At 39.9% G+C, this 24,337-nt stretch carries 21 protein-coding genes and 1 other annotated feature; of the genes, 20 read left to right on the top strand and 1 reads right to left on the bottom strand.

Translation table 11 applies throughout. The features are described from left to right. Nucleotides 1–14 precede the first annotated feature (14 nt). From sigG to pyrE, 19 genes are all read left to right on the top strand, one after another. Nucleotides 15–833, top strand: a complete 819-nt coding sequence (gene sigG, locus KI363_RS09415) for an RNA polymerase sporulation sigma factor SigG (protein WP_212966211.1) — start codon at nt 15–17, stop codon at nt 831–833. Nucleotides 834–1,003: 170 nt separating this feature from the next. Beyond that, nucleotides 1,004–1,276, top strand: coding sequence for a YlmC/YmxH family sporulation protein (locus KI363_RS09410; RefSeq protein WP_158320438.1), 273 nt, complete (start codon nt 1,004–1,006; stop codon nt 1,274–1,276). 104 nt (nt 1,277–1,380) lie between these two features. Further along, nucleotides 1,381–2,052 carry a YggS family pyridoxal phosphate-dependent enzyme gene (locus tag KI363_RS09405; RefSeq protein WP_158320437.1) on the top strand — a complete coding sequence of 224 codons (672 nt, stop codon included), beginning with the start codon at nt 1,381–1,383 and terminating at the stop codon, nt 2,050–2,052. 22 nt (nt 2,053–2,074) lie between these two features. Beyond that, nucleotides 2,075–2,515: a cell division protein SepF gene (locus tag KI363_RS09400; RefSeq protein WP_158320436.1), complete on the top strand. Its 441-nt coding sequence runs from the start codon at nt 2,075–2,077 to the stop codon at nt 2,513–2,515. 3 nt (nt 2,516–2,518) lie between these two features. Beyond that, on the top strand, nt 2,519–2,779 hold the full coding sequence (locus KI363_RS09395) for a YggT family protein (protein WP_158320435.1): 261 nt from the start codon (nt 2,519–2,521) through the stop codon (nt 2,777–2,779). Nucleotides 2,780–2,795: 16 nt separating this feature from the next. After that, a complete protein-coding gene (locus KI363_RS09390) occupies nt 2,796–3,572 on the top strand; it encodes a YlmH family RNA-binding protein (RefSeq protein ID WP_212966186.1) in 777 nt (258 codons plus the stop codon). A 92-nt stretch (nt 3,573–3,664) separates the two neighbouring features. Next, a complete protein-coding gene (locus tag KI363_RS09385; RefSeq protein ID WP_158320433.1) occupies nt 3,665–4,180 on the top strand; it encodes a DivIVA domain-containing protein in 516 nt (171 codons plus the stop codon). Nucleotides 4,181–4,229: 49 nt separating this feature from the next. Beyond that, nucleotides 4,230–4,449 (top strand) — a binding site (T-box leader). A 237-nt stretch (nt 4,450–4,686) separates the two neighbouring features. Beyond that, nucleotides 4,687–7,449, top strand: coding sequence for an isoleucine--tRNA ligase (ileS, locus tag KI363_RS09380; protein ID WP_212966185.1), 2,763 nt, complete (start codon nt 4,687–4,689; stop codon nt 7,447–7,449). Between the two features lie 118 nt (nt 7,450–7,567). Beyond that, a complete protein-coding gene (gene lspA, locus KI363_RS09375; RefSeq protein WP_158320431.1) occupies nt 7,568–8,044 on the top strand; it encodes a signal peptidase II in 477 nt (158 codons plus the stop codon). Further along, on the top strand, nt 8,031–8,933 hold the full coding sequence (locus tag KI363_RS09370) for an RluA family pseudouridine synthase (RefSeq protein ID WP_212966184.1): 903 nt from the start codon (nt 8,031–8,033) through the stop codon (nt 8,931–8,933). Before lspA ends, KI363_RS09370 begins: the two co-directional genes overlap by 14 nt. Nucleotides 8,934–9,304: 371 nt before the next feature. Next, nucleotides 9,305–9,841: a bifunctional pyr operon transcriptional regulator/uracil phosphoribosyltransferase PyrR gene (pyrR, locus tag KI363_RS09365; protein ID WP_212966183.1), complete on the top strand. Its 537-nt coding sequence runs from the start codon at nt 9,305–9,307 to the stop codon at nt 9,839–9,841. A 145-nt stretch (nt 9,842–9,986) separates the two neighbouring features. Further along, nucleotides 9,987–10,862: an aspartate carbamoyltransferase catalytic subunit gene (locus KI363_RS09360; RefSeq protein ID WP_212966182.1), complete on the top strand. Its 876-nt coding sequence runs from the start codon at nt 9,987–9,989 to the stop codon at nt 10,860–10,862. A gap of 14 nt (nt 10,863–10,876) precedes the next feature. After that, on the top strand, nt 10,877–12,157 hold the full coding sequence (pyrC, locus tag KI363_RS09355) for a dihydroorotase (protein ID WP_158320427.1): 1,281 nt from the start codon (nt 10,877–10,879) through the stop codon (nt 12,155–12,157). Further along, on the top strand, nt 12,154–13,245 hold the full coding sequence (locus tag KI363_RS09350) for a carbamoyl phosphate synthase small subunit (protein WP_212966181.1): 1,092 nt from the start codon (nt 12,154–12,156) through the stop codon (nt 13,243–13,245). Before pyrC ends, KI363_RS09350 begins: the two co-directional genes overlap by 4 nt. Continuing rightward, entirely contained in the window at nt 13,238–16,453 is a 3,216-nt protein-coding gene (gene carB, locus KI363_RS09345) for a carbamoyl-phosphate synthase large subunit (protein ID WP_212966180.1), read from the top strand. The genes KI363_RS09350 and carB overlap by 8 nt, the downstream gene beginning before the upstream one ends. Next, nucleotides 16,450–17,232, top strand: a complete 783-nt coding sequence (locus tag KI363_RS09340; RefSeq protein ID WP_212966179.1) for a dihydroorotate dehydrogenase electron transfer subunit — start codon at nt 16,450–16,452, stop codon at nt 17,230–17,232. Before carB ends, KI363_RS09340 begins: the two co-directional genes overlap by 4 nt. Beyond that, the gene (locus KI363_RS09335) at nt 17,229–18,152 is read left to right on the top strand and encodes a dihydroorotate dehydrogenase (protein ID WP_158320423.1); all 924 of its coding nucleotides are present in this window, start codon (nt 17,229–17,231) and stop codon (nt 18,150–18,152) included. Before KI363_RS09340 ends, KI363_RS09335 begins: the two co-directional genes overlap by 4 nt. Beyond that, nucleotides 18,142–18,852: an orotidine-5'-phosphate decarboxylase gene (gene pyrF, locus KI363_RS09330; RefSeq protein WP_158320422.1), complete on the top strand. Its 711-nt coding sequence runs from the start codon at nt 18,142–18,144 to the stop codon at nt 18,850–18,852. The genes KI363_RS09335 and pyrF overlap by 11 nt, the downstream gene beginning before the upstream one ends. An 8-nt stretch (nt 18,853–18,860) precedes the next feature. After that, nucleotides 18,861–19,487: an orotate phosphoribosyltransferase gene (gene pyrE / locus KI363_RS09325; RefSeq protein WP_158320601.1), complete on the top strand. Its 627-nt coding sequence runs from the start codon at nt 18,861–18,863 to the stop codon at nt 19,485–19,487. Nucleotides 19,488–19,577: 90 nt separating this feature from the next. Here the strand turns inward: pyrE and KI363_RS09320 are convergent, their stop codons facing one another. Further along, nucleotides 19,578–21,281, bottom strand: a complete 1,704-nt coding sequence (locus tag KI363_RS09320) for an Rqc2 family fibronectin-binding protein (RefSeq protein WP_212966178.1) — start codon at nt 21,279–21,281, stop codon at nt 19,578–19,580. Nucleotides 21,282–21,586: 305 nt separating this feature from the next. Between KI363_RS09320 and KI363_RS09315 the strand changes: the two genes are divergently transcribed. Continuing rightward, nucleotides 21,587–24,256 carry a calcium-translocating P-type ATPase, SERCA-type gene (locus KI363_RS09315; protein WP_158320420.1) on the top strand — a complete coding sequence of 890 codons (2,670 nt, stop codon included), beginning with the start codon at nt 21,587–21,589 and terminating at the stop codon, nt 24,254–24,256. The last annotated feature ends 81 nt before the right edge of the window (nt 24,257–24,337 follow it).

Genomic DNA, 24,337 nt, shown 5'->3' with positions numbered 1-24,337 from the left:
TCCCTTCCGAGGAGATACTGAATTTTGTAATCAGCTCCTGCAAGGAGGGAAAAAAGTTGAAGCGAAATAAAGTAGTAATATGCGGTGTGGATACTTCAAAGCTCCCTGTCCTAAAAAATGAAGAAATGCGGGAACTTTTAAAGCAAATGCAGCAGGGTGATAGGTCAGCGCGAGAAAAATTAGTGAATGGTAATTTGCGTCTTGTATTAAGTGTGATTCAACGTTTTAATAACAGGGGGGAATATGTAGATGATCTGTTTCAAGTTGGCTGTATAGGACTCATGAAGTCAATTGATAATTTTGATTTAAGCCAAAATGTCCGATTTTCTACATATGCCGTTCCGATGATTATCGGGGAGATACGTAGATATTTAAGGGATAATAACCCTATCAGGGTTTCACGATCTCTTCGGGACATTGCCTACAAGGCTTTACATGTACGCGAAAAATTAATGGCCAAAACATCTCGTGAACCGACAGCTGCAGAAATTGCAAAAGAATTGGACATTCCACATGAAGAAGTAGTGTTTGCAATGGATGCCATTCAAGATCCAGTTTCCTTATTTGAGCCGATTTATAATGATGGGGGCGATCCCATATTCGTAATGGATCAATTAAGTGATGAGAAAAATAAAGACAGTACATGGATTGAAGAAATAGCGCTTCATGACGGGCTGCAAAGATTGAATGATCGGGAAAAAATGATTATTCGCAAACGTTTTTTTCAAGGGAAAACGCAAATGGAAGTGGCAGAAGAAATCGGGATTTCTCAAGCTCAAGTATCTCGGCTAGAAAAAGCTGCCATTAAACAAATGAATAAAAACATTTTGTAAAAAGCAACGAAAGTCTGATTCTGAATCAAACGATTCTAGAGTCAGACTTTTCTTCTTGTATAGCAAACAACATATTTTAGCTTGTTGCTCACTTCTAACTTTAATGACAATATCTATTTGACTAGAGCATACATATATATAAAGAGCTGAACAAAGAGGTGGGAGCCATTATGGTAAGGATTTCGGAATTTCAAGTGAAAGACGTGGTTAATATTGCGGATGGTCGTAGACTTGGACATGTAGGAGACATAGAAATCAACTTGGATACAGGTAGAATCGAAACGATCATCATTGGAAATTCAACACGACTTTTTGGTTTTTTAGGGAGAGAAGAGGAAGTGATTATTCCTTGGGAACAGATTGTGAAAATTGGTGAAGATGTGATTCTAGTAAGACATAAGGGGAATCAATATGTGCAACAACAATTAGATAAACCAAAATAGTGATATTTCTTATCTCCTGGAGGCTTTTATGGTACACTATATAAAAATATCTCTTTTCGCGATTTAAAAAGAAAAAACATCAATATCAATAGGAGTTTTGATTTGTGAAAGTAAAAGATAAATTATCTATTATAGAAAAACGAATTGCGCAAACTTGTTCCAAAGTGGATAGAGATCCTAAAGATGTAAAAGTGATTGCTGTTACAAAGTATGTGTCGAATGAGAGGACCGCTGAAGCTTTGGATGCAGGGATTCAGCACTTAGGAGAAAACCGGGATGATGGCCTGCTTTCTAAATGGGAGACGTTAGGAAACAGGCCAATATGGCATTTTATCGGAAGTTTGCAAACACGAAAAGTGAAGAATATTTTAGACAAAGTTTCCTATATCCATTCTTTGGACAGGCATTCCCTAGCAAAGGAAATTAATAAACGTGCCATTTCACCTATCAACTGTTTTGTGCAAGTCAATATGTCTAAAGAGGAATCGAAGCATGGAATTCAGCCAGAGGCAGCGATTGATTTTGTCAAAGAATTAGAGATGTACCCTAATATTCGCACAATCGGACTTATGACTATGGCGCCTCTTACAGAAGATGAAATGGTGATACGCGATTGTTTTCGAAACTTGAAGGCATTACAAGAGGAAATTCATCATCTTGATTTTCCTCATGCACCATGTACAGAGTTGTCAATGGGAATGTCTAATGACTTTGAAATTGCTATTGAAGAAGGTGCTACCTATATTAGGATTGGCACGGCTCTAGTTGGAGAATAACGAGAGGGAGGGGTACGAATAAATGGGAATAAAATCGAAATTCAAGAATTTCTTTATGCTTGAAGATGAATACGAATATGTGGAAGAAGAAAGTTCAAAAGACATCTCACCTGAAGAAGAGCAACGTGTGCCGGCAGATCGGAGGCAAAATGTTGTCAGCTTACAAAGTGCCAAAAAATCTTCAAAAGTTATTCTAATTGAGCCAAGAGTTTATGCGGAAGCACAAGAGGTGGCAGACCATCTTGTTAATCGGAAAGCCGTGATTGTTAATTTGCAACGTATTCATCGGGATCAGGCCTTACGAATTGTGGATTTTTTAAGTGGAACTGTGTATGCTTTAGGTGGTGACATACAAAGAGTTGGCCATGATATCTTTTTATGTACACCAGATAATGTAGAAGTTTCAGGGAATATATCAGAACTGATGAATGAGCATGACTTTGATGATTCGAGGTGGAATTAAGGAATGAATTTTGTTTTTGGGATTGTGTCACAAATTATTACTATCTATTCATGGGCATTAATTATCTATATTTTAATGAGTTGGTTTCCCAATGCTCGTGAAACTTCAATTGGACAATTTCTTGCTCGGATTTGTGAACCGTATTTAGAGCCGTTTCGGCGATTTATCCCGCCTATTGGTATGATTGATATCTCTCCATTAGCTGCCTTTTTTGTTTTAAACCTTGCGGCAAGAGGGGTACATTCATTAGCATTGTGGTTCTAAAGGGAGGAAGGAAAATATGTCTGAAGTGTATCAACATTTTCGTCCCGAGGAGAAGGAATTTATCGATCAAGTCATCGCTTGGCGAGAATATGTTGATCAAACCTATTCACCTAAACTAACTGATTTTTTAGATCCACGCGAGCAATATATTTTGCGATCGATGATTGGTGAGCAAAATGAAATAAAGTACCAATTATTTGGCGGAACAGAACAATGTGAAAGAAAAAGGGCTTTACTTTTTCCTGAATATTATCAGCCAACAGTAGAAGACTTCCAAATTGGCTTATATGAAATGAACTACCCAAAGAAGTTTGTCCAATTGGATCATAGGATGATTCTTGGATCCATTATGTCCTTAGGAATAAAACGTGAAAAATTTGGTGATATTATCATTCATGAAGATCGAGTTCAATTTTTAACTGATCTTGCAATGGAAGATTATATCCGTGTCCATTTGAATCAAATCGGGAAGGCAAAAATATCGATTGAAAAACAGGATTTGGCTATGATCTTATCTCCAAAGGAACAGTGGAAAGAAAAAGAAACTACGATGAGTTCACTTCGTTTAGATACACTGACTGCAACTGCTTTTCAAATTTCTCGAAACAAGGCACAACTTCTAATTCAACAAGGTAAGACGAAGGTAAATTGGGGAATCATCGAGCAAACATCTTTTGAATGTGCTCAAGGAGATGTGGTCTCTGTAAGAGGATTGGGAAGATGCACTTTACTAGAAATACTTGGGATGACAAAAAAGGATAAACTACGAGTAAAATTAGGTGTTTTAAAATAATCTAAAAAAAAATAAAAGGATTCTAGCTAAATTACGTCGAACTTTGTATAATAAAGATAGCTATGTAGGAGATTAGTGGAGGTGGCGTCACAATGGCTTTAACGCCCGTGGACATACATAATAAAGAATTTAGTCGAAAAATGCGTGGATATGATGAAGATGAGGTCAATTCATTTCTTGACCAGATTATTAAAGAATTTGAAATTATTTTACGTGAAAAGAAAGAACTGGAAGACAAACTGGCAGGTACGAATGAACGTCTAGGACATTTTAGTACCATTGAAGATACATTGCATAAATCAATCGTTGTTGCTCAAGAGGCTGCTGAAGAAGTGAAGGGGAATGCTCAAAAAGAAGCTAAATTGATTATTCGTGAAGCGGAGAAAAATGCGGATCGAATTGTCAATGAATCTTTGAGCAAAGCCCGTAAAATTGCTTTAGAGATTGAGGAATTAAAAAAACAATCGAAAGTATTTCGAACAAGGTTCAAAATGTTGATTGAGGCTCAATTGGATTTGATTGACAATGATGATTGGGATAAATTGATGGAATATGACGTCGATACAACAGAATTAAAAGGATTAGAGGAAGCTGAAAGTGAATATTGACGAATGACAAAGATATCCTCTATAATGATGTAATAATATTGTAATGGATAATGAAACGATGACAGGGAGAGTACATTTCTACCTCTTTATTTAGCGAACCAGGGACGGTGTAAGCCTGGGAAAAGTAGAAATCGAAAATCACCCGAGAGTTCTTGCGTTGAAATTCTTTGATGAGTAAACGGAAGCGGTCCTCCACGATACGGAAAGAGTGAGCAATTTTCATTGCTAATACGGGTGGTACCGCGGGAAATAGTCTTCTCGTCCCTTACAAGGGATGAGGAGGCTATTTTTTTATAACAGGATAGGAAAGTATAAATTTTAGCTAATGTTGGATCTAGCTCCAGCGCCCAGCGACTAGCAAACTTTCGGTGCCTTCCTACGATAAGTCAACATCGATTCACCCTTCGGGTTCATCGTGTTTCCTTTATCTCGTCAGGCCCCTAAAAAGTTTGTACGTCGCTAAACGGGCGCTTACGCTTTTCTTAAATGATAGGAGGATTTTATAAATGGAATATAAAGAAACGCTCTTAATGCCCAAGACAGACTTTCCTATGCGAGGAAATCTACCTAAGAAAGAGCCAGAGATGCAAGCTCGTTGGCAAGAACTAGATATTTATAAGAAAGTGCAAGAACGGACGAAGGATCGGCCATTATATGTATTGCATGATGGCCCTCCATATGCAAATGGGAATCTTCATATGGGGCATGCACTTAATAAAATATTGAAGGATTTTATTGTTCGTTATAAATCAATGAGCGGATATTGCGCTCCATATGTTCCAGGTTGGGATACACATGGTTTGCCAATTGAGCAGGCTCTTACGAACAAAGGTGTTAAACGAAAAGAAATGTCCTTAAAAGAATTTCGGGAACTTTGTGCCAAGTATGCATTGGAACAAATTGATAATCAAAGAACAGAGTTTAAGCGTCTTGGTGTTCGTGGGGATTGGGAAAATCCGTATATTACACTTAAGCCTGAATACGAAGCACAGCAAATTTTAGTCTTCGGAGAAATGGCGAAGAAGGGTTATATTTATAAAGGCAAAAAACCTGTTTATTGGTCTCCATCAAGTGAATCGGCATTAGCTGAAGCAGAAATTGAGTATAAAGATAAACGCTCACCTTCCATTTATGTAAGTTTTGAAGTGACCGATGGAAAGAATATCCTTGAAACAGGGACAAAATTTATTATTTGGACGACAACTCCGTGGACGATCCCAGCCAATTTGGCTGTCGCTGTTCATCCAGATTTGGATTATGCTGTTGTCAAAGTAGCGGATCAAAACTATGTGATTGCGGAAGCTCTATTAGAATCTGTGCAAACAACTTTAGAGTGGGATAATGCCGAGGTATTACAAACATTTAAAGGGTCCCAACTAGAAAATATTACGACGAAGCATCCTCTTTACGATCGCGAATCGCCAATCATTTTGGGAGAGCATGTTACCATTGAGTCAGGAACTGGTTGTGTCCACACAGCGCCTGGTCATGGGGAAGATGACTTTTATGTTGGACAGAAATATGGTCTCGATGTGCTTTGTCCTGTCGATGATAGAGGGTGTATGACTGCCGAGGCCCCAGGATTTGAAGGTTTATTTTATGATAAAGCGAATAAAGCTATTACAGAAAAATTAAATGAAGTCGGTGCCTTGTTACATTTAAGCTTCATTACTCACTCCTATCCACATGATTGGCGGACGAAAAAACCAATTATTTTCCGTGCAACTTCTCAGTGGTTTGCCTCGATTAAGGATTTCAGAGAGGAATTATTAGAAGCTGTAAAGAATGTACAATGGGTACCAAAATGGGGCGAAACTCGTCTCTTTAATATGATTCGCGATCGTGGTGATTGGTGTATTTCCAGACAACGTGTATGGGGCGTTCCCATTCCTGTCTTTTACGCAGAAAATGGCGAATCTATTATGACCGATGAAACAATTAATTATATTGCCAAGCTCTTTAGGGAACATGGATCGAATATTTGGTTTGAAAAGGAAGCTGGTGAGTTACTGCCAGAAGGATTTGAACATCCAGGTAGTCCAAATGGACAGTTTACAAAAGAAACAGATATTATGGATGTTTGGTTTGATTCAGGCTCATCTCATCAAGGCGTCTTAGAAGAACGGAGTGATCTCCAACGCCCGGCTGATTTATATTTGGAAGGATCGGATCAATACCGTGGCTGGTTTAACTCTTCGTTAACAACTGCTGTTGCGGTAATCGGTCAAGCACCTTATAAAAGCGTCCTTAGTCATGGCTTTGTCAATGACGGGGAAGGCCGTAAAATGAGTAAATCGATTGGGAATGTGATTGTTCCGTCGAAATTGATGAATCAATATGGAGCAGAAATTGTAAGACTCTGGGTGGCTTCCGTTGATTATCAGGCCGATGTGCGGATTTCAGATCCCATTATCAAGCAAGTAAGTGAAGTTTATCGGAAAATCAGAAATACATTTCGCTTCTTACTAGGGAATCTCGCTGATTTTAATCCAGATACGGATACAATTCCCTATGAAAAATTAAGAGAAGTGGATCAATTTTTAGTTGTTCGTTTAAATAACCTTACCCAAAAAGTTCGGGATGCCTACGAAAACTTTGAGTACATGAACATTTACCACGAAGTGAATAATTTCTGTACCCTTGACTTAAGTTCGTTTTATTTGGATTTTGCGAAAGATATTTTATACATTGAGGCAAAGGATCATTATGAACGACGTGCCATGCAAACCGTGATGTATGAATCGCTTGTGACATTGGTGAAACTTCTTTCTCCAATCTTGCCGCATACAGCCGATGAAGTTTGGTCATTTGTACCAGGCGTTCAGGAAGAAAGTGTACAGCTTACAGATATGCCTGAGTTTAAAGAAATAGAGCATAGTGAGCAAATTGAAGCGCGCTGGAGCGAATTCCTAAAATTACGTGATGATGTATTGAAAGCTTTGGAAGAAGCACGTAATCAAAAAGTGATCGGAAAATCATTGACAGCAAAAGTAACCTTATATGTCAATGAGGAAACGAAAGCTTTATTGGAACAGTTACATGACAATATGAAACAATTGTTCATTGTCTCTGATTTTGCGATTGGTGGCGGCATTGAAGAGGCTCCTGAAGCAGCTTTGAAATTAGAACATGGGGCGATTGTAGTGGAAAAGGCTGAAGGAGAAACCTGTGAAAGATGTTGGGTTGTAACTCCTGATGTCGGCCAAGACAAAGATCACCCAACCCTTTGTCCGCGCTGTGCAAAAGTTGTAAAAGAGAATTACGCATAAATGATCGATAGCTCTCCACTTCTGAGGAGAGCTATTTTTCCACAATAGGTTCGTTCTGCGTGCGTATTTATGCTAAAATACATAAGAATAGATTTCATTTTGAAGCGGAGGTTAGCCAGTGATCTTTTATATCATTGCATTTTTTATTGTGGCTCTTGATCAGTTGACCAAATGGCTGATTGTGAAAAATATGGAGCTTGGGGAAAGCATCCCAATTATTCAAAATTTCTTTTACATAACCTCCCACAGGAACCGTGGTGCAGCATGGGGAATATTAGAAAATCAAATGTGGTTATTTTATATTATTACTGTGATTGTTGTTGTGGGGATCATTTATTATCTCGAAAAGCATGCAAAAGGGAAATACCTGTTCCAACTTAGTTTAAGTTTTATATTGGGAGGGGCGTTTGGCAACTTTATTGACCGTGTTTTTCGCCAAGAAGTGGTCGATTTTGTCGATACCTATATTTTCACTTATGATTTTCCGATCTTTAATATCGCTGATTCGGCCCTAACGATAGGAGTCATTCTTATGTTTATCCAACTCATTAAGGAAGCTCGGGAAGAAAAGGAGAAAAAGAATGAACAACATTGAACACTTTACAGTTGAAGACGGGAATGGAGAACGCATCGATAAAGTGATTACTGCATTTCATACAGAATGGTCCCGTACGCAAATACAACAATGGATTCGTGATGGACGTGTTCAAGTAAATGGGAAAAAAGCAAAAGCAAATTATAAATGTCGTATAGGCGATGAAATTGACATTTCTATACCAGAACCAGAACCGCTGGATGTCCAACCAGAACCAATGGATCTTGATGTCTATTATGAGGATGAAGATGTCATTGTCGTGAACAAGCCGAAAGGAATGGTCGTCCATCCTGCACCTGGACATTATACAGGGACTCTCGTAAATGGTCTCATGGCCCACTGTCAAGATTTATCAGGCATTAATGGAGTATTACGTCCGGGCATTGTCCATCGAATTGATAAAGATACTTCTGGTTTATTAATGGTCGCAAAAAATGACTATGCCCATGAACAATTAGTTAACCAATTAGTGGAAAAAACAGTAACTCGAAAGTATTTCGCTCTTGTGCATGGTGTCATTCCTCATGATCATGGAACAATTGATGCCCCGATTGGTCGTGATAAAGAAGACCGACAAAGGATGACTGTGGTCGATGGTGGAAAACATGCGGTTACGCATTTTCAAGTGATAGAACGTTTGGATCCATATACATTATTGGAATGTGTACTAGAAACGGGTAGAACCCATCAAATTCGTGTTCATATGAAATATATCGGCTATCCACTTGTCGGAGATCCCAAATATGGTCCTAGAAAAACATTGGAGACGAATGGACAAGTGTTACACGCAGGTGTATTAGGATTCATTCATCCGCGTAAAAAAGAATATATGGAATTTCCAAGCCCATTGCCGACGTATTTTCAGGAGTTGTTAAATAATTTGAAATGAGTTTCTCTGTCCTTGTTCCCCCGCCTATACTCAAAGATTACGAAAACAGATCCAAAGTGATGTTGGATGCACGAAAAGTCAAGGCATCCCCGAAAACGTCGATCCAAAGTGATGTTGGATGCACGAAAAGTTAAGGCATCCCTAGAAACGCAAAATTCAGCCCGAAAAACTAAAAAAATCATTGACAATAGTCAATGGTAAGTATATAGTGTGAATAGTTACATATGAACCTTTAATGTAGTCCTGTGAGGCTATGAAGGATACAAACCATTACTTGTGTCAACGTGACATAAGTCATTCATTTGGGATTCGTATACCCTCATGCCTTAAGGTGTGAGGGTTTTTCATTTCTTTAAAAAGAGGTGAGTAAGATGGAAAAGACATTGGTTTTGGATGAAAAAGCGATTCAACGGGCTTTAACGAGGATTGCCCATGAAATTTTAGAACGAAATAAAGGGATTGAAGAGTGTATTCTCGTTGGGATTAAAACGAGAGGCATTCATCTAGCTGAGCGATTAGCGAAACGAATCGAGCAAATTGAAGGACAGATCATCCCTGTAGGAGAATTGGATATTACTTTATATCGAGATGATCTCTCGTATAAAACAGCTGATGCTGAACCGGAAGTGAGAGGATCGGAATTGCCGGTCGAGATCACCAATAAAAAAGTGATTGTGGTCGATGATGTGTTATATACAGGGCGAACAGTTCGGGCTGCCATGGATGCTCTTGTAGACTTTGGTCGTGCCGCTTCTATTCAGTTAGCTGTATTAGTGGATCGTGGTCATCGCGAATTACCAATCCGAGCAGATTTCATTGGTAAGAATATCCCAACATCCCGTCAAGAAAAGATTGTTGTTGAACTTGTAGAATCCGATGGAATTGACCAGGTAAATATTTTAAAATAAATTGAATTCCCTTTTAAAAGACAGTCCAGAGAGGCTGACAAAGGGAGGTTAAACAGGAAGCCATTTTTGCCTGCTTCTTTTTGTACCCTCTTTGTCTAGATTTGGACAGAGGGTTTTTTTATGGGGAAATGAGGAGGCTACTGGAATGAAGCATTTGCTATCTATGAATGATTTAACGACGAGCGAGATATTGGAAATTTTACATATTGCTGATTCATTTGCCAAGGGCGACAGTTGGTCTCCGGCACAAAAGACATATGCGGCCAACTTGTTTTTTGAACCAAGTACAAGAACGAAAACAAGCTTTGAGATGGCGGAACGAAAGATTGGCCTAGATGTGATTCCTTTTGAGGCAGGGTTCTGCAGTACAACAAAAGGCGAGAGTTTATATGACACAGTTCGTACTTTAGAATCGATTGGGATCTCGATTGCTGTGATACGACATGAACAAGAAGCCTATTATAACAATTTAAAAGATAGAGTGGGGCTGCACCTTGTAAATGGCGGAGATGGTTGTGGACAGCATCCTACCCAATGTTTACTAGATTTACTGACAATCCAACAAGAATTTGGTTCTTTTGCAGGTCTAAAGGTGGCAATTATCGGGGATTTAAATCATAGTCGGGTGGCCAAATCAAATGTAAAAGCATTAGAGGCATTGGGAGCAGAAGTTGTTTTTTCTGGGCCGGATGAATGGTTTTTGGATAAGGGAACGTGTAACTACAAAATAGACGAAATTATTGAATCTGTTGATGTTGTCATGCTCCTTAGAATCCAACATGAGCGCCATTTAAGCTTATCGGCGATTACAGCTGAACAATATCACAGGCAACATGGGTTGACAGTGGAACGTGAAAAAAGAATGAAAAATGGGAGCATTATTATGCACCCTGCACCGGTGAATCGTCAAGTAGAGATAGCTGATTCTTTAGTAGAGTGTGAGCGCTCAAGAATTTTTAAACAAATGGAAAATGGTGTTTATGTCAGAATGGCTGTTTTAAGGAAATTACTAGAATCCTAGGAGGCGTGTTGCAAATGAATTGGTTAATTAAGAATGCGAGTTTACAAACAAACTCTTCAGAGAGAGTAGATGTAAGAGTCACGGATGGAATAATAAAAGAATTAGGAAAAGATCTTTCAAATCAAGGTGAAAAGGAATGGAATGCAAACGGCTTACTCCTTAGCCCAGGATTTGTTGATGTCCATATTCATCTACGTGAACCAGGTGGGGAGCAGAAAGAGACGATTGAAACAGGTACACTTGCTGCCGCAAAGGGCGGTTTTACGACTGTTGCGGCCATGCCGAATACCAATCCAGTGCCAGACTCAGCTGAACAAATGAGTTGGCTCGTAAATGAATGTAAAAAGAGAGGCTATGTCAATGTGTTACCCTATTCAGCGATTACGGTCGGCCAAAAAGGAGAAGAACTGGTTGACTTTGAAGCCTTAAAGCAAGCTGGAGCATTTGCCTTTACAGATGATGGTGTCGGTGTGCAAGAGGCAGGGAAGATGTACGAAGCAATGAAGCAGGCGGCAAAGCTTGATATGGCGATTGTAGCTCATTGTGAAGATAACTCCCTTATTTATGGAGGAGCCGTACATGAAGGAAAGTTTTCTCGGCAAACGGGTATTCTAGGCATTCCGTCAATTTGTGAATCCGTCCAAATTGCTAGAGATGTTTTACTAGCAGAAGCAGCGAATTGTCATTATCATGTTTGTCATATTAGTACAAAAGAGTCGGTAAGAACAGTTAGGGATGCGAAACGGGCAGGGATTCGAGTGACAGCTGAGGTTTCGCCCCACCATTTACTGCTTTGTGATGAGGATATTCCTGGAAACGATACGAACTTTAAAATGAATCCTCCTTTAAGGGGGAAAGAAGATCGCAAGGCACTGATTGAAGGATTGCTTGATGGCACGATTGATTTTATTGCAACTGATCATGCCCCCCATACGGCTGAGGATAAGGCGAAGGGGATGCGTCAAGCACCATTTGGAATCGTTGGCTTAGAAACAGCCTTCCCACTCCTTTATACACATTTTGTCAAAACAGGCGTTTTTCAATTGGAACAACTTCTTGATTGGTTAACCATTAAACCAGCGCAAACTTTTAACCTTGAAAAAGGGCAAATAGTGTTAGGGGTCTCAGCTGATTTCACATTGATTGATTTAAAGCAAGAAAAAACAATCGACCCCAGTGATTTTGTCTCTAAAGGAAAAAACACACCGTTCACGGGATGGAATTGTCAAGGATGGCCAGTAGCCACTTTTGTTAATGGGGAATTGAAATGGTCGGAAGGAGAAGAAGCTCGATGAAAAGGAAGCTTGTGTTAGAAGATGGTACAGTTTTTCAGGGAGAAGCGATTGGAAGTGCAAAAGAGGTAATCGGTGAAGTTGTTTTTAATAGTAGTATGAGTGGTTATCAGGAAATCATTTCAGACCCTTCCAATTATGGTCAAATTATGACCTTCAGCTATCCGCTAATCGGCAATTATGGAATAAATCGCGATGATTTTGAAAGTATTCAACCGATGATCAAAGGAATGATTGTGAAAGAAGCTTGTGACTTTCCATCTAATTGGCGCTCGAATATGTCGATCGGAGAATTTTTAAAGCTTAAGGAAATTCCAGGTATCACGGGTATTGATACAAGAAAACTAACAAGATTGATCAGAGAAAAAGGAACAATGAAAGGCATCATTTGTCATGTAGAGGAGAAGACGGAGGACGTTCTGATTCGATTACGCGCAACCACTTATCCTTCGAATGAGGTTAAACAAGTATCGAGAACAAAACCTTTCCCAAGTCCAGGTCGCGGTAGAAATGTTGTTGTAGTGGATTTTGGGCTAAAACATGGTATTTTACGAGAATTAACAGAACGTGGTTGCGATATTATGGTTGTCCCTTATGACACTTCAGGCGAAGAAATTCTTAGCTATCGACCAGATGGGATCCTACTCTCGAATGGACCCGGGAATCCGAAGAATATTCTCCATGTATGTGAAATGATCCGGATTGTTCAAAAAGAAACTCCTCTATTCGGGATTGGTCTTGGTCATCAATTATTCGCCCTTGCGAATGGCTGCCATGTAGAAAAAATGCATTTTGGTCACCGTGGAACAAGTTATCCTGTAAGAGATCTCGCCACAGGGAAAATCATTTTTACCTCTCAGAACCATGGATACGAGGTAGTGGAAGCGTCCGTTGATCAAAATGTACTGACTATTACCCATCAAGCTCTAAATGGAAATTCCATCGAAGGGTTGAAACATTCCACACTACCCGCTTTTTCTGTTCAATTCCAACCGGAAGCTGCTCCGGGTTCTGAAGACGGGAAAATAATATTTGATCAATTTATGAATTTGATGAATCAACAACAAGAAAGGGTGGAACAACATGCCTAAAAGAACCGATATTCAAAGCATACTCGTGATTGGATCTGGCCCAATCGTCATTGGCCAAGCCGCAGAATTTGATTATGCGGGTACTCAAGCCTGTCTCGCTTTAAAGGAAGAGGGCTATCGAGTCATCTTGATCAACTCCAACCCTGCAACGATTATGACAGATACAGAAATTGCCGATGCCGTCTATATTGAACCGTTAACATTGGAATTTGTGGCGAGAATCATTCGAAAAGAAAGACCAGATGCGATTTTACCAACTTTAGGTGGCCAAACTGGCTTGAACATGGCCATGCAACTGGCACAAGCAGGTATTTTAGAAGAATGCAATGTTAAAATTCTTGGAACGAAGCTCTCGGCTATCGAACAGGCGGAAGACCGTGATCAATTTCGGGCTTTAATGAACCAGCTAAATGAGCCAGTCCCAGAGAGTGATATCATCCATACAGTAGAGGAAGCCGTTTCGTTTGCAGAAAAAATCGGTTACCCAATTATCGTAAGACCTGCCTATACTCTAGGGGGAACAGGTGGAGGAATTTGTGAAAATCTGGCGGATTTGAAGGAAATTGTGGCAAGTGGTTTAAAAAATAGTCCTGTTCATCAATGTCTTGTGGAAAAAAGTATTGCCGGTTTCAAAGAAATTGAGTTTGAAGTGATGAGAGACGCAAATGATAATGCGATCGTGATCTGCCATATGGAAAACTTTGATCCTGTCGGCATCCATACAGGAGACTCGATTGTTGTCGCACCGTGCCAAACGCTTAGTGACCGTGAGCTCCAAATTATGAGGAATGCCTCGTTAAAATTGATCCGTGCTCTCGGAATCGAAGGAGGTTGTAATGTACAACTTGCGCTTGATCCAGAGAGTTTTCAATACTACTGCATTGAAGTGAATCCAAGGGTGAGTCGCTCGTCTGCGCTTGCTTCCAAAGCGACTGGTTTTCCAATCGCTAAACTCGCTGCCAAAATTGCGGCAGGTTATACATTGGATGAAATCATGAATCCTGTGACAGGAAAAACATATGCTTGTTTTGAACCAACCATCGATTATATCGTCACGAAAATTCCAAGATGGCCATTTGATAAATTCGAATCTGCGAATAGACGATTGGGAACCCAAATGAAAGCAACTGGTGAAGTCATGGCCATTGGTAGAACATTTGAGGAATCACTATTAAAAGCAGTGCGTTCATTAGAAAGTGGAATTTTCCATCTTGAACTTCCAGGCAATGCGGAGATTGAACCAAAAGTCTTACAAAAACAAATTGAACGGGCAACAGATGAACGCTTGTTTTTCATTGGAGAAGCATTAAGACAAGGGATTTCGATTGAACAAATTCATGACTGGAGTCAAATTGACCTCTACTTTTTATATAAACTAGAAAGAATCATTAAGCTTGAACAACAATTACAGAATGCTCCTATGCACACGGAATGGGGGCGAAAGGCAAAAGAATTCGGTTTTAGCGATAAGACGATTGCCAAACTATGGAACATCGCAGAGAAAGATGTATACGAATGGCGGAAAGAGCAAGGCATCCTACCTGTTTATAAAAAAGTAGATACTTGTGCAGGTGAATTTGAAGCCGAAACGCCATATTTCTACGGAACATATGAAACAGAGAATGAATCAACGCAAAGCGATAAGAAAAGTGTGGTTGTGCTTGGATCTGGTCCGATCCGGATTGGCCAAGGAGTTGAATTTGATTATGCAACGGTCCACAGTGTATGGGCAATTCAAGAGGCAGGCTATGAAGCCATAATCATTAACAACAACCCTGAAACGGTCTCAACGGATTTTAGTATTTCAGATAAGCTTTATTTCGAACCATTGACAATCGAAGATGTGATGCATGTGATCGATCTTGAGCAACCTGAAGGAGTCGTTGTTCAATTTGGAGGGCAAACAGCGATTAACTTAGCAGCTGAGTTAGAAAGCCGGGGAGTTCGAATTTTGGGGACCTCTTTAGAAAGTCTTGACCGTGCCGAAAACCGTGATAAATTTGAACAGGCTTTAGAAATTTTACGGATTCCACAACCAAAAGGGAAAACAGCTTTCTCTGTGGAGGAAGCAGTGAAAATTGCCACAGAAATAGGGTATCCTGTTCTTGTTCGTCCATCCTATGTTTTAGGTGGAAGAGCGATGGAAATTGTTTACGAAGAAAAAGAGCTGTTACATTATATGGAAAATGCAGTGAAAATTAATCCAGAGCATCCGGTTTTGGTTGATCGTTACTTAATAGGAAAGGAAATTGAAGTGGATGCCATTTCTGATGGCGACAATGTCTTGATTCCAGGTATTATGGAGCATATAGAACGAGCGGGTGTTCACTCCGGTGATTCGATTGCCGTTTATCCTCCACAAAACATTAGCTCTGAAATGAAGGAGAAAATTGTCGATTATACAAAGCGTTTAGCGAGAGGGCTTGAAATTGTTGGCTTGTTAAACATCCAATATGTCATTTCGCAAAATGAATTATATGTGATTGAGGTTAATCCGCGCTCAAGTCGGACTGTGCCTTTCTTAAGCAAAATTACGGGGGTTCCGATGGCGAATCTAGCAACTAGAGTGATTCTAGGTAAGCCGTTGCCAGAATTAGGTTATGAAACAGGCATTGTACCGGAACAAGAAGGCGTATATGTAAAAGTACCTGTCTTCTCATTTGCAAAACTAAGAAGAGTCGATATCTCATTAGGGCCTGAAATGAAATCAACTGGTGAAGTAATGGGAAAAGATAAAACGATGGAAAAAGCTTTATATAAGGGACTTGTTGCATCTGGAATGGAAATTAAAACATATGGAACAGTCTTAATTACAGTTGCGGATAAAGACAAGGAAGAGGCGCGTCAATTGGCGCAAAGATTCTCGTCTATTGGCTATCGTATTCTCGCCACAAGCGGAACAGCAAATGTCATTGCAAATGATCAAATTCCAGTGGAAGTTGTTGGCAAAATTGGATCTGAGGGCTTTACTCTTATTGATGTCATCCGCCAAGGACAAGCACAAATCGTCATTAATACTTTAACAAAAGGGAAACAGCCTGAACGAGATGGTTTTAGAATCAGAAGAGAGTCTGTGGAAAACGGGATTGCTTGTTTAACATCGCTTGATACGGCTGAAGCAATTTTGGGGGTATTGGAATCCATGGTTTTCTCCTCTACACCAATGGTAGGAGGAGTTAACAAAGGAAAAGAGGCGATTCAACTTTGATTCAACAAGAAATCATGCGGGTTATTTCGCAACAAGAGATCGCTAGGAATATATATGAGTTAACATTGGAAGGCACAATGGTGAAACAAATGAACCAGCCCGGTCAATTTGTCCATATTCGGACAAATCCGGGACTGGATCCCCTCCTTAGAAGACCGATAAGTATTGCGGCGATTGATCAAACCAAACAGCAATTTACGGTCATTTATCGAGCGGAAGGGAAAGGGACGAACTTGCTGGCCCAGCAAACCGAAAACAGTCAGCTTAATGTATTAGGCCCGCTTGGAAACGGCTTTCCTTTGAATGAATTCCATCCAGGAGAAACGGCTATACTTGTTGGGGGTGGAATTGGAGTACCGCCTTTATATGAATTAGCAACACAACTTCATAAACAAGGTGTTAAAACCATACATGTGCTTGGTTTTCAAACTAAAGAAGTTGTTTTTTATGAACAGGAATTTGCTGAATTTGGAGAAACCTTTGTAGCAACCGTCGATGGTTCCCATGGAACAAAAGGGTTTGTCACAGATGTCATCGAGAAAGAACAACTAGACTTTGATGGATTATTTGCTTGTGGTCCAACGCCTATGCTGAATGCTTTACAACAACGTTATAAAGATCGAAAAGGATTTTTGTCTATGGAACAAAGAATGGGATGCGGGATCGGTGCTTGTTTTGCTTGTGTATGCCATGTCAATGAACCAGTTAATGGAAAAGACTATGTAAAAGTATGTAGTGATGGGCCTGTGTTTCCAATTGGAAGGGTGGTATTAACATGAGTCGTTTAAATATCGAATTACCTGGTCTATCTTTAAAAAATCCAGTGATGCCAGCTTCCGGATGTTTTGGATTTGGTCAGGAATTTAGCCAGTTGTATGATCTAAATAAATTAGGGGCCATTATGATCAAAGCGACTACACTTGAACCAAGGTTTGGCAATCCTACTCCAAGAGTGGCGGAAACAGCAGCTGGTATGCTGAATGCAATTGGTTTGCAAAATCCTGGTCTTGAAGGTGTTCTCATGAATGAATTACCGTGGCTGGAGCAATTCGATGTGCCAATCATTGCCAATGTTGCTGGTTCCGAAATGGACGATTATGTAGAAGTGGCGAAAGAAATATCGCAGGCATCGAATGTTCGTGCGCTTGAATTAAATATTTCCTGCCCCAACGTCAAAAAAGGTGGAATAGCATTTGGGACGATCCCGGAAGTCGCAGCTGAATTGACAAAGCAAGTGAAGGATGTATCAAGTGTTCCAGTCTATGTGAAGCTTTCCCCCAATGTTGCTGATATTGTTGGGATGGCACAAGCTGTAGAAGAAGCTGGAGCAGATGGGTTAACGATGATTAATACCCTACTTGGTATGCGGCTCGACCTAAAAACAGGTAAACCAATATTAGCCAATCAAAGTGGAGGGCTGTCTGGGCCAGCCATCAAACCAGTCGCGATTCGGATGATTCATGATGTAAGTCAAAAGGTGAAAATCCCCATTATTGGCATGGGTGGGATTGAATCTGTGGATGATATCATTGAATATTTTTATGCTGGAGCGAGTGCCATTGCCGTTGGAACATTGAATTTTTCTGATCCTTTTATTTGCCCACGATTAATTGAAGAACTTCCAAGAAAATTAGATGAATTACAGGTATCTCATATATCCGAATTGGTTGGAAGGAGCTGGAAAACATATGCGGGCTAAACCTATTATTGCTCTAGATTTTTCAGGGAAAAATGAAACAGAACAATTTTTACAGCATTTTGATCATGAATCCTTATATGTAAAAGTAGGAATGGAATTATTTTACAAGGAAGGTCCAGCTTTATTAGTATGGTTAAAAGAATTAGGGCATGAGATTTTCCTTGATTTAAAATTACATGATATTCCGAATACTGTTTACCGGGCGATGAAGGTGCTTGCCAGCCTTGAAGTCGAGATGGTGAATATTCATGCTGCAGGTGGTATGGAGATGATGAGCGCTGCCTTAAAAGGGCTGGTTGAAGGAACTGTAACAGGGAAAAAGAGACCAGAAATCATAGCCGTTACACAATTGACCAGTACAAGTGAAGTGCAAATGCAACGTGAACAGTTAATTGACCATCCGCTAAAAGACTCTGTTCTTCATTATGCTAGATTGGCCTTTTTGTCTGGACTAGATGGTGTTGTTTGTTCTGCTTTAGAAGCAGGGGCGATTCGAGATGAAACCGATGCAAATTTTCTACGGGTAACACCGGGCATTCGGCTAGCTGGGCATTCGGCTGATGACCAAAAAAGAATTGTCACACCAAAGCGAGCACAGGAAATTGGCTCCACCCATATTGTTGTTGGTCGTTCGATCACAAGAGCGAAAGATCCAGTTGCCGCTTATCAAGAAGTAAAATCAGAATGGGAGATGAATTGATAATGAATTTGGCAGAGAAAATGGCAGAACAATTACTAGAAATCGAGGCTGTATCACTAAAACCTCATGATCCTTTTACATGGTCATCTGGTATAAAATCCCCTATTTATTGTGATAACCGTTTAACTCTATCTTATCCTTCTTTGCGTAAGGAAATTGCGACCGGCTTGGCCAAGTTAATTCAAGACAATTTTCCAGAAACAGAAATCATCGCAGGTACCGCTACAGCAGGTATTCCACATGCAGCCTGGGTCAGTGATCAGCTCGAATTGCCAATGTGTTATGTTCGTTCATCCGCTAAAAGTCATGGGAAAGGAAATCAAATTGAAGGGAGAATTACGAAGGGGCAAAAAGCTGTTGTGGTAGAAGATTTAATCTCTACTGGAGGTAGTGCGATTACTGCCGCACAAGCCCTTCAAGCAGAAGGTGTCGAAGTATTAGGGATTGTATCGATCTTTACATATGAATTGGAAAAAGGACGAGAAAGACTCGAAGAGGCACGGTTAAAAGCTTATTCATTAACAGGCTACACAACCTTAATACAGGTTGCCTTAAACCAAGGCGTGATCGAGGAAAATGATCAAGTAACACTTGAAAATTGGCGGAAGCACCCTGAACAGTGGCAGGGAAAATAGTATAAATTCATCCTTTATAGGAGTTGCAGCAACTCCTATAAAGTTTTTTTATATAATATTATTCAACATAATCCGGGTAATGTCAGCTACCTATTTTTGCATTTTTCTTACTTGATCTTCATTAGGTGTTACGTAGACGGTTTGCTGATTATCGTAGATGACAAATCCCGGTTTTGCGCCATTCGGTTTCTTGACATGTCTAACTTTTGTATAGTCGACAGGCACGGAGGCGGAATTTTTCGCTTTACTGAAATAAGCAGCAAGCATGGCCGCTTCCAGGATGGTCGCTTCTCCAGGATTTTTGCTACGGATCACGACATGGGAACCAGGAATGTCCTTCGTGTGTAGCCAAATTTCATCTCTTGCGGCGATTTTGTTCGTTAAATAGTCATTTTGTTTATTATTTTTTCCCACGAAAATATCAGTTCCGTCACTAGCTTGATAACGCTCAATGGCAGGTTTTGTATTCGACTTCTTTCTATTTTTCTTTTGGGAACGTAAATAACCTTCTTCCCCTAATTCCTCCCGAATTTCTTCTAAATCACGAGGAGAAGCAGAGTCAAGTTGTTGGATTAGCCCATCAAAATAATCCATTTCACGCTTCGTTTTTTCGATTTGCTCCTTTACCACCTGAACCGCGTTTTTCGCTTTTTGATATTTAGTAAAATACATTTGCGCATTTTCCGAAGGGGTTTTTCGCGCATCTAATGGGATAGTTATATCTTGATAATGCTCATCATAATAGTTCGGGACAGTAATTTCCTTCATTCCTCTTTGAACTTGATGAAGATTGGCGGTTAATAACTCCCCAAGTAGTTGATGTTGATCAGCATTCTCAGCTTCCGCTAATGTTTGCTCCAATTTCCTTAACTTTCCCTCATTTTTTTCCCTTTCGTTCTTCATCAATCTCTCTAAGTCATGTGCTTGCTGCCTTACGCGATCCCGATCCGCTTTCCCAAAGTAAAATCGATCCAGCATTTCGCTTAAAGTTGCAAATTGCTTCACTTCACCAGCCAACGATGTAACTGGAAATAAATAAAACTCCTCTTTTTGATTTGTCGCTGTAATACTAGGTTGGTATTGATGAGCTTCAAGTTTAGTCATCATCGTTAAGAAAGATTTGGGCACTGTTTCTCGATTCGCGAGTCCGGCTTGATAAACGATCTCCTTCGCGAGTAATGGAGAAACTCCCGAAAAACTTTCAACAATCTGTTTGTCTAATTTTCCCGCATTAAAATCAATGGTTCTTAATAGATCTTCCTCTGTTGCGGCTAACGGATTTTGTTTATTTTGTGCAGGTGGCAAAATATACTGAGCTCCAGGTAAAATAGTCCGATAGCTATTTAAAGCTGTAGGGATATGCTTTACACTATCTAGAATCATCTCTGTTTCTTCATCGACCAAAATGATATTGCTATGTCTACCCATAATTTCGATGATCAACTTTTTATAGCGAATATCGCCCAGTTCATCACGGCCCTTGATCTTTAAAATAATGATTCGATCCATTTCAACTTGACTTATATCCTCAATAATGGCACCTTCTAAATGTTTTCGCAAAATCATACAAAACATCGGCGGTTCCTGCGGATTTTCAAATGTATCCTCGGTTACTTGCATCCTTGCATAGCTAGGATGGGCGGAAATAAGCAACTTATAATTTTTCCTTGCCGCTCTCACAATCATGACAATTTCATTTTTAAAAGGCTGGTGTATTTTACTAATCCTACCACCAACAAGTAGGGACGTTAATTCAGATACAATTGCCCGAGTAAAAAAACCATCAAAAGGCATGACAAAACGACCTCTTCCATTTTATATTCGAAACTTTTGTGCTTAAAGTTCGTGTTCAAAAGGAGGATAAAAAGGACCAAGAAGTTCGAGGCGGCGCAGCCTTCGAGCAGCGGAATGTATGCATTTAGATACATGAGCAGCGGAGAAGCAAGCCAACGAAGAAATTCGCAGTGTCATTTTTACCGGACTTTTTGAACATCCTCTTAGGCAAAATTATATCATGAAATCTACTCCAACTGAATAAGCATGCTATTACATGGACAACTTCTGTATGTTAAGTGAAAGAGAGTGATGAGGTGAGGGGCATGCAGTTTTATGAAATGCAAGAAAAAGAAGTGGAAGCATCTTTAAACACAAGCATTGAACAGGGGCTGACGAATAAAGCGGTTGAAACAAAAAGAAAGAAATTCGGATGGAACGAATTATCTGAAGGGGAAAAGCAATCAGCAATCTTATTATTCTTTAGTCAATTCAAAGATTTTATGGTCCTTGTTTTACTTGGGGCAACACTTATTTCAGGTATTCTCGGTGAGTATATCGATGCGATTACCATTATGGCGATTGTTTTTTTAAACGGCATTTTAGGGTTTGTCCAAGAAAGAAGGGCGGAGAAATCTTTAGAAGCTTTAAAAAACCTTTCAGCCCCGCAGGTATCTGTATTACGAGAAGGACAATGGGTGAAAATTAATTCCCGAGATGTGGTACCTGGAGATATATTACGATTTTCAAGTGGCGATCGAATAGGGGCTGATTTGCGTCTTCTCCAAGCGAATAATTTACAAATAGAGGAATCAGCTCTAACAGGAGAATCTATCCCTTCTACGAAACATACAGATGTCATTCAAGACACGAATCCAAATCTCGGTGACCTAAACAACATGGCTTTTAAAGGTACATTGGTTACAAGTGGTAATGGGATGGGGATTGTGACAGCAACTGGAATGAAAACGGCAATGGGGGAAATTGCCCACATGATTCAAACAGCAACCGTGATGACAACTCCTCTGCAAAGACGGTTGCAACAATTAGGTAAAATTTTAATTACGGTTGCTTTGGCTTTAACACTGCTTGTTGTTGTTGTTGGAATTATTCATGGACATGATGTCTTTACAATGTTCCTAGCAGGAGTATCACTTGCAGTCGCCGCCATACCGGAAGGATTACCTGCCATTGTGACGGTTGCTTTATCATTAGGCGTTCAGAGAATGATTCGCAAAAAAGCGATCGTGCGTAAATTACCAGCCGTTGAGACATTAGGTTGTGCCTCTGTGATTTGTTCAGATAAAACAGGAACGATGACACAAAACAAAATGACTGTAACACGTATTTGGAGTGGGGGAAAAACGTATCAACTTGAAGGGGAAGATCATGAACATTTTTACTATAATGAGCAAAAGATCAACCCTGGGAATGAGAAGGCGATTAAACAATTACTAACATTCGGCGTTCTTTGTAACCATGCGGAACTGATGATGAAGGATGGAAAAGTCATTGTAGATGGAGATCCGACTGAGGGAGCACTCCTAATGTCGGCCGTGAAAGCGAATATCCACCGTGATTCATTATTAAAGCAATTCACCATTCAAAAAGAATATCCATTTGATTCCGCAAGAAAAATGATGAGTGTCATTGTTAAGGATGAAAATGGAAAGCAATTTGTCATCACAAAAGGGGCGCCAGATGTTTTAGCCGATAAATGTGAATCGATTTTATGGGAACAAAAAAAGCGAATGCTTAGTGGGGAGATAGGGGAAGAAATTCAGGCGACCGTACAACGACTCGCAGAACAAGCTTTACGAACGATTGCGATTGCTTTTAAACCATTTCATGGAAATGTGTATCCTCAAGATGAACAGGAGATTGAAAAGGATTTAACCTTCATTGGCTTACAAGGTATGATTGATCCGCCACGCCCTGAAGTAAAGGCGGCAGTAGCAGAATGTAAGCAAGCCGGAATAAAGACAATCATGATTACAGGGGATCATCAAGCAACAGCCTGTGCGATCGCGGAACAATTAGGTATTCTCGGGAAGAATGACTTAGTCATGGATGGGCAAAAGCTGAATCAACTAACGGTGGAAGAATTAGAAAAAGTGGTAGAAAATGTCGCTGTTTTTGCTCGAGTTACACCCGAACATAAATTAAAAATCGTAAAAGCTTTACAGAGTAATGGACATATTGTCGCGATGACAGGGGATGGTATCAACGATGCACCTGCGATCAAGTCAGCAGATATCGGGATTGCGATGGGAATCACTGGCACAGACGTTGCGAAGGAAGCCTCCTCATTGATCTTGATGGATGACAATTTTGCAACCATAAAATCGGCGATCCATGAAGGGCGAAATATTTATGAAAATATTAGAAAGTTTATCCGTTATTTATTAGCATCGAATGTAGGGGAAATCCTCGTTATGCTTTTTGCGATGCTGATGTCCATGCCCCTACCCCTTGTGCCCATTCAGATATTATGGGTAAACTTAGTAACAGATGGATTACCAGCGATGGCATTGGGATTAGATCAGCCAGAGGACGATGTGATGAAGAGGAAGCCGCGTCCCGTTAATGAGGGGGTATTTGCTAGAAGATTAGGCTGGAAGATCATTTCCCGAGGATTCTTAATAGGAATCTCGACCCTTTTAGCATTTATGTTTATCTATCAGCGCGATCCTGCTAATCTCGCTTATGCACAAACCGTTGCCTTTGCTACGTTAATTATGGCACAGCTCATTCATGTATTTGATTGTCGGAGCGAAGTGTCTGTATTTACAAGAAACCCTTTTGAAAATAAATATCTAGTATTATCCGTGCTCTTCTCCTTTGCATTGACAATCTGTGTCATTTATATTCCTGCTTTACAACCCATTTTCCATACTGTTCCGATTATAGGTATGGACTGGTTATTAATTGCAGTGATGAGTGCCTTACCAACTTTTTTACTCGCGGGAAGTTTTATTATAAGAAAAAAGAAATAAATTGTGATATAATTTTAAAGAGGCTGGTAATAGACAAGGTTCTATTACCTTTTTTAATTCAGGACTATATCCATGTATAAA

The organism is Lederbergia ruris (assembly GCF_018332955.1).
In the GTDB taxonomy this organism is placed as follows: Bacteria; Bacillota; Bacilli; order Bacillales; family Bacillaceae_C; genus Lederbergia; species Lederbergia ruris.
Note: the sequence above shows the minus strand (reverse complement) of the source record. Positions and strands in the feature narration are given on the sequence as shown.